General features: G+C 57.7%; 2 pseudogenes. Both read left to right on the top strand.

The annotated features are described in order from the left end of the window. Positions 1 to 885 (top strand): annotated as a pseudogene (locus HMPREF1022_RS18735) (hypothetical protein); the annotation flags it as partial. A 10-nt stretch (positions 886 to 895) separates the two neighbouring features. Then, positions 896 to 1147: pseudogene (locus HMPREF1022_RS16350) on the top strand (hypothetical protein); the annotation flags it as partial.

Below are 1147 nucleotides of genomic sequence, written 5' to 3' on the forward strand. Positions count from 1 at the left end.
GGCATTCTCTCCCTTGGTGTGCATGCCTCGGAAAATCCCGATGCCTACGGCAAAGGCAATTTTCAGTTTTACGGGCATGTGAAGCTCACGGATGATTTTGAGGAAGGGACGGCGGCCAAGGACGGCGTGGCGATTTCTGCCAAGGGCGTGAAAGATGCCTGGGACAGACTGCTTAACTTGCAGTCGGAAGTGGTGATCACCTCGTCCGGAAATTGGATAGTACCTGAAACCGCTACCTACGCCGTTACTTGTATTGCCGGAGGTGGAAAAGGTGGTAATGGCTCGACGGGCGTCGCAACTGAGTGGACGGCATATCAGGATAATAATTCCGGAGGGTACTCTTACGGCAAATATCAGAATCATGGAGGCAACGGAGGCGGCGGCGGAGGCGCTGGCCAGACGATAACGCAAAATGTAACGCTCACCAAAGGTGATATCATTCCTGTAACCGTTGGCGGCGGCGATGGTGGATCAACTGCGTTCGGGGAACATCTCACCGCTTTGGGCGGCGGTACTGGCGGCAATGGAGTGGCTCCTACCTATCGGGGGGTGGATCCTACAAGCTCCCTTGGTGGGACCGGCTCTTTCTCGGGCGGACCTGGTTCGGGGGGAGCTGCCGGGTTTTCTTATGGCAGCTCCCCAAGCGTCGGAGGTATGGGAGCTAGCGGTTCCGGATCGTGGAGGTCAGGCTCCCCCTCAAATCGAGGTGCCCAAGCGGGAGGTAGTGGTGGTACGGGCGGGACTTCGACGCATGGAACATATGGCAACGGCGGCATTGGCGGAAATGGTGCCCCGGTAAACAATACCACTGTTGGCTCAGCCTCCAGTGGAGGCAACGGCACTCAGGGGGCTGTCATTATTGTTATCAACGCTCTATCGACATAAGGAAAAAGCCATGCCTGTATTTTATTCTCCCACCGGCAATTGTGAAATCTGGGAACAGAAACCAGACGGTTACATTACGCAAGAAGAATGTGATCTAGCCCGCGCTGCCGAGGAAGCCGCCGCCGAGGCTCAGCGCGCCGCCGAGGAGGCCGCAGCCGAAGCCGAGCGCCTGGCCGAGTACAACAAGCCGGAAAACGCCCGCGTCCGCAAATACGCTGAGATCAATGAAGGATGTCAGGCGGCCCTGGCAGCCCTCACCGCC

The organism is Desulfovibrio sp. 6_1_46AFAA, from assembly GCF_000224635.1.
GTDB classification, from domain to species: domain Bacteria; phylum Desulfobacterota; class Desulfovibrionia; order Desulfovibrionales; family Desulfovibrionaceae; genus Desulfovibrio; species Desulfovibrio fairfieldensis.